Origin of the sequence: [Clostridium] clostridioforme AGR2157 (assembly GCF_000424325.1) — a bacterium.
GTDB classification, from domain to species: Bacteria; Bacillota; Clostridia; order Lachnospirales; family Lachnospiraceae; genus Enterocloster; species Enterocloster clostridioformis_A.
In genome coordinates, this window is sequence record NZ_AUJR01000004.1 from 194929 (window position 1) to 201798 (window position 6870).

Annotated in this window: 7 protein-coding genes and 1 pseudogene; 7 read left to right on the plus strand and 1 reads right to left on the minus strand. The window is 37.7% G+C overall.

What is annotated here, in order from left to right; genetic code table 11:
- Nucleotides 1-75 precede the first annotated feature (75 nt).
- The 7 genes from loaP to G614_RS0102095 are packed head-to-tail and all read left to right on the plus strand — an operon-like array spanning nucleotide 76 to nucleotide 6563.
- A complete protein-coding gene (loaP, locus tag G614_RS26590; protein WP_044917321.1) occupies nucleotides 76-636 on the plus strand; it encodes an antiterminator LoaP in 561 nt (186 codons plus the stop codon).
- On the plus strand, nucleotides 617-1828 hold the full coding sequence (locus tag G614_RS0102070) for a DegT/DnrJ/EryC1/StrS family aminotransferase (RefSeq protein WP_044917322.1): 1212 nt from the start codon (nucleotides 617-619) through the stop codon (nucleotides 1826-1828). The genes loaP and G614_RS0102070 overlap by 20 nt, the downstream gene beginning before the upstream one ends.
- Nucleotides 1829-1832: 4 nt before the next feature.
- Nucleotides 1833-2480 (plus strand): sugar transferase, encoded by a 648-nt coding sequence (locus G614_RS26595; protein ID WP_044917323.1) that lies wholly within the window; start codon nucleotides 1833-1835, stop codon nucleotides 2478-2480.
- Nucleotides 2477-3571 (plus strand): hypothetical protein, encoded by a 1095-nt coding sequence (locus G614_RS0102080; protein ID WP_027640588.1) that lies wholly within the window; start codon nucleotides 2477-2479, stop codon nucleotides 3569-3571. Before G614_RS26595 ends, G614_RS0102080 begins: the two co-directional genes overlap by 4 nt.
- A gap of 14 nt (nucleotides 3572-3585) precedes the next feature.
- Nucleotides 3586-4788, plus strand: coding sequence for an ATP-grasp domain-containing protein (locus G614_RS0102085; RefSeq protein WP_080664458.1), 1203 nt, complete (start codon nucleotides 3586-3588; stop codon nucleotides 4786-4788).
- 13 nt (nucleotides 4789-4801) lie between these two features.
- The gene (locus tag G614_RS0102090) at nucleotides 4802-5977 is read left to right on the plus strand and encodes a glycosyltransferase family 4 protein (protein WP_027640590.1); all 1176 of its coding nucleotides are present in this window, start codon (nucleotides 4802-4804) and stop codon (nucleotides 5975-5977) included.
- Nucleotides 5978-5987: 10 nt separating this feature from the next.
- The gene (locus tag G614_RS0102095) at nucleotides 5988-6563 is read left to right on the plus strand and encodes a hypothetical protein (RefSeq protein ID WP_027640591.1); all 576 of its coding nucleotides are present in this window, start codon (nucleotides 5988-5990) and stop codon (nucleotides 6561-6563) included.
- A 98-nt stretch (nucleotides 6564-6661) separates the two neighbouring features.
- On the opposite strand, the pseudogene G614_RS31670 reads toward G614_RS0102095, so the two are convergent.
- A pseudogene (locus tag G614_RS31670) lies at nucleotides 6662-6870 on the minus strand (AAA family ATPase); the annotation flags it as partial.

Genomic DNA, 6870 nt, shown 5'->3' on the forward strand with positions numbered 1-6870 from the left:
ACAGATTCTCTTTTAGGGGATGGCGAAGCATACCCATTTAGAGGATAAGGATTAAGAAATGGAAGGAGGATTCAGATGCTCCAATGGTATGCGGTACAGGTCAGAACCGGAAGGGAGCAGGCTACGGCAGAATTATGTTTAGCGAGGATTCCCCGGGTTATCCTGGAGGATTGCATTATTCCAAGATTTGAACGTATGAGGCGATATCAGGGGGATTGGCATTATGAGCAGCTTCCCATGTTTCCAGGATATATTTTTTTGATAACAGAACAGGTGGATATTCTTTTTGCAAAATTGAAGCAAATACCGGATTTAACAAAAATACTAGGAGATGGGACTGAATTCATTCCTTTAAAACAAGAGGAAGTAAGATTTTTAAAATATATGGTTAATGAGGTTTATATTGCAGAAATGTCGAAGGGATACATCATAGGGGATGTTGTTACTGTTATTTCTGGGCCTATGAAAGAAATGAAAGGAAAAATCAAATTTATAGATAGGCATAAGAGGCTGGCAATTATTGAAATAGAAATGTTTGGCCGGAAGACAGAGGTGAGGCTGGGATTGGAGATTGTAAAGAAATTCTCAGCGGATGCGAAATTGTTGGAGGATAATTATGCGAAAGATACCATTTAGTCCACCAGATGTTGGCGCGGATGAAATAAATGAAATTGTAAAGGCAGTCCAAAGTGGTTGGATAACTACTGGACCTAAGACAAAGTTATTCGAAAAAAAAATAGCAGATTATTGTAATGTGGATAAAGCAGTCTGCCTTAATTCGGCGACTGCGTGTTTGGAATCAATTCTAAGAATTTTGGGAGTTGGTCCTGGTGATGAGGTGATTACATCTGCTTACACATATACGGCATCAGCCAGCCCGGTATGCCATGTAGGAGCAAAATTGGTGATGGTGGATGTGGCGAAAGATAGCTTTGAGATGGATTATGATTTATTGGAAAGGTCTATTACTGACAAAACCAAAGTTATTATTCCTGTGGATTTAGGAGGTATCATGTGTGACTATCACAAGATATTTGATATTGTCCAAAGGAAAAAAAATAAATTTTGTCCATCTAATAAGATTCAGGAATCAATAGGAAGAGTCATTATTGTTTCAGATGCAGCCCATGCTTTTGGCGCCAGCAGAAATGGAAAAATGTGTGGTGAGTTATCAGACTTCACAAGTTTTTCTTTCCATGCTGTGAAAAACCTTACAACAGCAGAGGGAGGGGCATTAACATGGAGACACATTAAGGGTGTGGATGATGATTGGATTTATAATCAGTTTATGCTGCTATCTTTGCATGGACAGTCAAAGGATGCATTAGCTAAGACAAAATTGGGATCATGGGAATACGATATCGTTTCACCGTTTTATAAATGTAATATGACAGATATCACTGCGGCCATGGGTCTGGCACAATTGGCACGATATGACGATATGATGAAAAAAAGAAAAGAGTACATAGGCATGTATGATGCTGCTTTTAAACCGTTAGGTATCAAGGTTCTGAAACATTATACCAAGGATTATACATCCAGTGGACACCTTTATATGGTACGGATACCCGGCATTGGTTGTACAGTTCGCAACAATATTATTATCAAACTGGCAGAACGTGGGATTGCAGCAAATGTCCATTATAAACCACTGCCAATGATGAGTGGATATGCGGCTATGGGTTTTGAGATAAAGGATTATCCGAATGCATACGGGGTATACGAAAATGAGATTACCCTTCCGTTACATACATGTCTCGAAAAAGAGGATGTTTTATATGTAATAGAAAACATGAAAGAGATTTTGGATGAAATAGACAGAGGATAAATTTATGTATGAGCGCTGTTTTAAACGAATAATAGACATAATGTTATCAGTTCTGGGGCTGCCTGTTTTTGGACTGATTTATATATTTGTCGCTCCCATGATTATACTGGACGACGGTTTGCCGGTTTTCTATAATGCATTAAGAATCGGAAAAAATGGGAAACTTTTTAAGATGTATAAATTCCGCTCCATGAAGAAAAATGCTCCTGATATTCGATTGGCTGATGGTTCCACTTATAATGGCGTTGATGATCCGCGTGTTACCAGAGTGGGCAGGTTTTTACGCAGTACCAGTATAGATGAAATTCCTCAGATTCTAAACATGTTGAAAGGGGAGATGAGCCTCATTGGACCACGGCCGGATCCACCGGATTGGTTGGATCGATATCCACCCGAAGTCAGGATATTTTTACAGGTACGTCCAGGCTTAACTGGATATAGCCAGGCATTCTTCCGAAACTCGGTTGATGGTAATGAAAAAATGAAAAATGATGCGTATTATGCAAAACACTGTACGTTTCTGATGGATTTAAAAATATTTTTAAAATCTATTGTAGTTGTTTTGGGGCATGAAAACACATATAAAGATATGTCGCAGAATCAGATGGATGAAACTGAAAAAGAAAAACTAAAGATATTGGAAAAAATATGACAGCAAAGATGGAAAGAACATTTTTTGAAATGGGAAGCGAATATGATTGGGATTCAAATAAACCATATATACTTGAATCAGCAAATCATGTATTAAACGACATACCGGAAGATAGGATTAAATATTTAAGAAGCGGACGGGATGCAATCCGTTATGTAGCTAGATTACATAAAGATTCCTATGCCACAGTACTGATGCCTGCCTTAAGTTGTGCATGTATGTCAAAGTCTTTTGAGGATGAAGGATATAGAGTGGTTTTTTACCGTTTGAATCCTGATTTATCAATTGACTTGGACGATGTACGAATGAAAATCAAAAAGAATTCTATTTTTTTGTATATGAATTATTTTGGTCAGCCTTCATTCTACTCCGATGATCTAAAGGACACTATTAACTGTGTAAACAATATACTCACAATTGAAGATATTACTCATGATTTTCTAAGCCGTACAGCAGATAGCCTCGAAGCGTATTATACAGTCTGCAGTATCAGGAAGTGGTTTGCTATACCAGACGGGGGCGTATTACTGTCAAAAAAACCTATTAGAGAAATACCCCTGGATAAAGATTCCTATTTTGCAGATGTGAGAATAGACGGATTAAAACATAAAAGCAGTTATCTTCATAATAGGATAAGGAAAGAAAAAGAATATTATCGCGAGGCATTCAGAAAGGCCAATGTCTATATTGATAGAACAAATAATATTGCCAGTATGAATGATAAATCGGAAGGTCTGCTGCAGTGCATGAATTTAAAAAGAATGTATGCACAACGTTGCAGGAACACAGAATTCTTGCATAATGAATTAAAAAATATCCCGTGCATTCACTCCATGCTCAATAATTCTATCAGAAGCACTCTTTATTATCCCATACTAACAGAGGTAAATCAACTTACGCTGCAAAAGAAGTTAAGTGAAAAAGGGCTGTATTTACCTGTTATATGGCCATTATCAGAAAATGCCAAGGGAATATGTTCTGTTGCAGATTATATATCAACTCATATGCTTGCTTTTCCGTGTGATCACCGCTATGCAATAGACGATATAAAATATGCAATAGATATTGTGAGAGACAGGATAGGGCAATAGATAGGACTATACATATGAAAAAAATAATGATATTAGGAGCAAGTATACTTCAGCTTCCTGCAATTCTTCAAGCAAAAGAAATGGGGCTGGAGGTAGTAGTTGTAGATATGAATCCGGAAGCGGTTGGATTCCGGGAAAATGGAATTGAAAAGGAAATTATAAGTACCAATGATATTGATTGTGTATTAGAGGCAGCTATAAGGCATCAAATTAATGGAATTATGACGTTAGCCAGCGATCTGCCTGTGAGGACAGTAGCAGCAGTTGCTGAAAAAATGGGATTGATAGGAATTTCAGGTGACACTGCATTGAAAGCCACGAATAAAGTTGCCATGCGTCAGGCTCTGAAAGAAGCAGGGGTTCCTATCCCGGTATTTTATTGTGTAAATACGATTGATGAATTCCATAAGATAATTAGAAGCTTTACAGGAAAATTCATTGTTAAACCGGCAGACAATTCAGGAAGCCGTGGCGTGTGCCTTCTTGAACATAATGATGATTTGACTGCTGCCGATCAGGCATTCCTATATGGTAAACATTTTTGTCATACCGGAGAAATGATTGTAGAAGAATTCATGGAAGGGCCGGAAGTAAGTGTGGAGACAATAAGTGTGGATGGAGTCTGCCATGTTATCCAGATAACGGATAAGTTGACTACAGGAGCTCCTTATTTTGTTGAAATGGGGCATTCACAACCTTGTTGTCTTTCAGAGAAAACGAAAAGAGAAATTGCTAAGGCAGCGGTTGAGGCAAACAAAGCAATTGGAATAAAAAATGGACCATCCCATACTGAAATTAAAATCACGTCAAATGGTGCTAAAATTGTTGAAATAGGTGCACGTTTAGGTGGTGACAATATAACAACACACCTTGTTCCTCTTTCAACCGGAGTAAATATGGTGGAATGCTGTATTAGAATTGCAATAGGTGAAAATCCAGATTTAAGCATCAAATATGATAAAGGCGCAGCTATCCGTTATTTTGATTCACCTAAAGGCGTAATACATAATATCATCGGTATCTCTGATGCTGAAAAGATAGATGGAATCCAACAGATAAGCATTGTTCACGGTGTAGGATACACAGCTCATGAAATTCACAATAGTGTAGACCGTGTTGGTTTTGTGATAGCACAATCAGATAATGCCGAAAGTGCAGTTAGAGCCTGTAAAAAGGCAGTTGATATGGTAAAATTTCAAGTCGATGAAAATGGATAAGGGATGAGAGGCTGTGAAGATAGTAATGGCAACACCGGTTGTATATGACCGGACAAGCCCCTTTAATCATCTATTGCAGGATTTGATTGGGGCATTCCTGGAAGATGGTAATTCTATTGTGCGTCTGGTTGCATGTGAAGATAAAGAGGATACAGCTTTTAAATATGGTTATATAGGGAATGACATTGAATATCATTTGTATAAAAGAAAGAGCAGTAGACATGCCAATATCATCTCAAGATATTTACGGGATACACTGACAAATATCAGGGAAGCTATTGGTATTTTAAGAATTAAGGGAGGAGATGTTTTGTTTGAAGATGTCTCCTATTCCTCTTTCTGGCCCATATTGGCAGCAAAAAGTAAAGGACTGCATGTTGTTGCTATGCTTCAGGATGTATGGCCTGATAATGCGGTTCAAAGTGGATTGATAAAGGAAAAATCAATTTTATACAAATACTTCGAGGCATGGCAGCTATATGTGTATAGAAAGTCCGATAGAATTATATGTATTTCAGATGATATGAAATCGTTCATCGTAGATAAAGGTGTGGACGAAAAAAAGATTGAAGTTATTTATAATTGGGGATACTCAGATTCTACTGTAAATATCACCTGGGATGAAAATGAATTTGTAAAGAAATATGGGTTGGCTCCAGATGTGTTTTATGCGGTATATGCTGGAAATATTGGGAAAATGCAGAATGTGGAAATGATAGTAGAAACGGCCATTAAACTAAAGGGCAATAAAAAAATCCACTTTTTAATTATTGGAGACGGGGTGAACCGGGAGGCGATTGAGAAGCGGATACGTACTTATCAACTTACGAATGTTACGATGTTACCAATGCAGCCTAGTGAAGTAGCAACCCACATTTATTCTGCGGCCGGTGTGAATATCATTCCGTTAGTACCTGGAGGAATTAAAACAGCCATGCCCAGTAAAACTGGAATAGTGCTTTCTTGTGGAAGGCCGGTTATATTCTGTTTTGGTAAAAACACAGCTTTTGAGCATAAATTCAGACATCGGAATATTCCTATCAGAATTACTGGATATGATGTTGATGAATTGGCAAATCTAATCTGTGAGTTGTCGATGCAGCCATCATCTGAATATAACAATGGATTCATGGAGTTTTTTCGGCCTTCGGTAAATATCAGAAAATACAAAGAAATAGTAAGATTCTAAGAGGAGATTTATGAGGCTTGCGATTTTAACAAATATTCTGACTCCATATAGAATGCGGTTTTATAACGAATTAAATACTCAGTTAAGATTCATGAATGGAGAATTACGTGTATATGTGATGACAGATGAACTACCTTTACGACCTTGGACATATGAAGACTTAAAGGAAAGCTTTACACAACTAATACCAGGTAAGAAAATTCTGATACGTGGAGTGGATTTCATATATAATCCATCTATAATCAGGGAAATAAAAAGATTTCTTCCGGATATTGTTATAATAGCAGGTTCATGGACTTATCCAACAGTGTGGAAACTTTTATGTAGTAAAAGAAATAACAATGTCCGTTACTTCTTCTGGGTTGAATCACATGAACGGAGAGCAATGAAAGCTAAGTCATCAAATAAATGTGTTTCTGCTTTTAAGAAATATTTATATATGAAGTTCGATGGATATTGCCTGCCTGGGATTTATGCAGAGGAAGCAATGGACCATTTTGTAGGAAACCATGGACAAAGACTCAGACTTCCCAATCTGGTGGATGATGTATCTTATCAACATGCCATAATGTTAGTGATTTCATGAGATGTCACAAGATTGCTCACATCAGTTGACGCTCAGTTGCTTAGCTTTCTGTCATCAGTCAGTTAGGCAATACCGCCTGTTTCCAGGCGGCGCCTGCTTTATGAAGTTACCATTCCAAGCATTTCGTGTTCCACAACGAACTTGATCATATAGTCATCGATCAATCGTTTCTGATTCTGAAACGCATACATCAGTGCTTTTTCACAGACCCGGTTAATCATTCGTGGAATTCCGGCTGATGCTTTATGTACCTCATCTAATGCCTTGGTTGTAAATATCTCCTGCTGACATCCTGAATAAGTCATAT

Coding starts and splice junctions, on each gene's coding strand:
- G614_RS0102070 (WP_044917322.1), top strand. CDS start 617: ATGCGAAAGATACCATTTAGTCCACCAGATGTTGGCGCGGATGAAATA.
- loaP (WP_044917321.1), top strand. CDS start 76: ATGCTCCAATGGTATGCGGTACAGGTCAGAACCGGAAGGGAGCAGGCT.
- G614_RS0102085 (WP_080664458.1), top strand. CDS start 3,586: ATGAAAAAAATAATGATATTAGGAGCAAGTATACTTCAGCTTCCTGCA.
- G614_RS0102095 (WP_027640591.1), top strand. CDS start 5,988: ATGAGGCTTGCGATTTTAACAAATATTCTGACTCCATATAGAATGCGG.
- G614_RS26595 (WP_044917323.1), top strand. CDS start 1,833: ATGTATGAGCGCTGTTTTAAACGAATAATAGACATAATGTTATCAGTT.
- G614_RS0102080 (WP_027640588.1), top strand. CDS start 2,477: ATGACAGCAAAGATGGAAAGAACATTTTTTGAAATGGGAAGCGAATAT.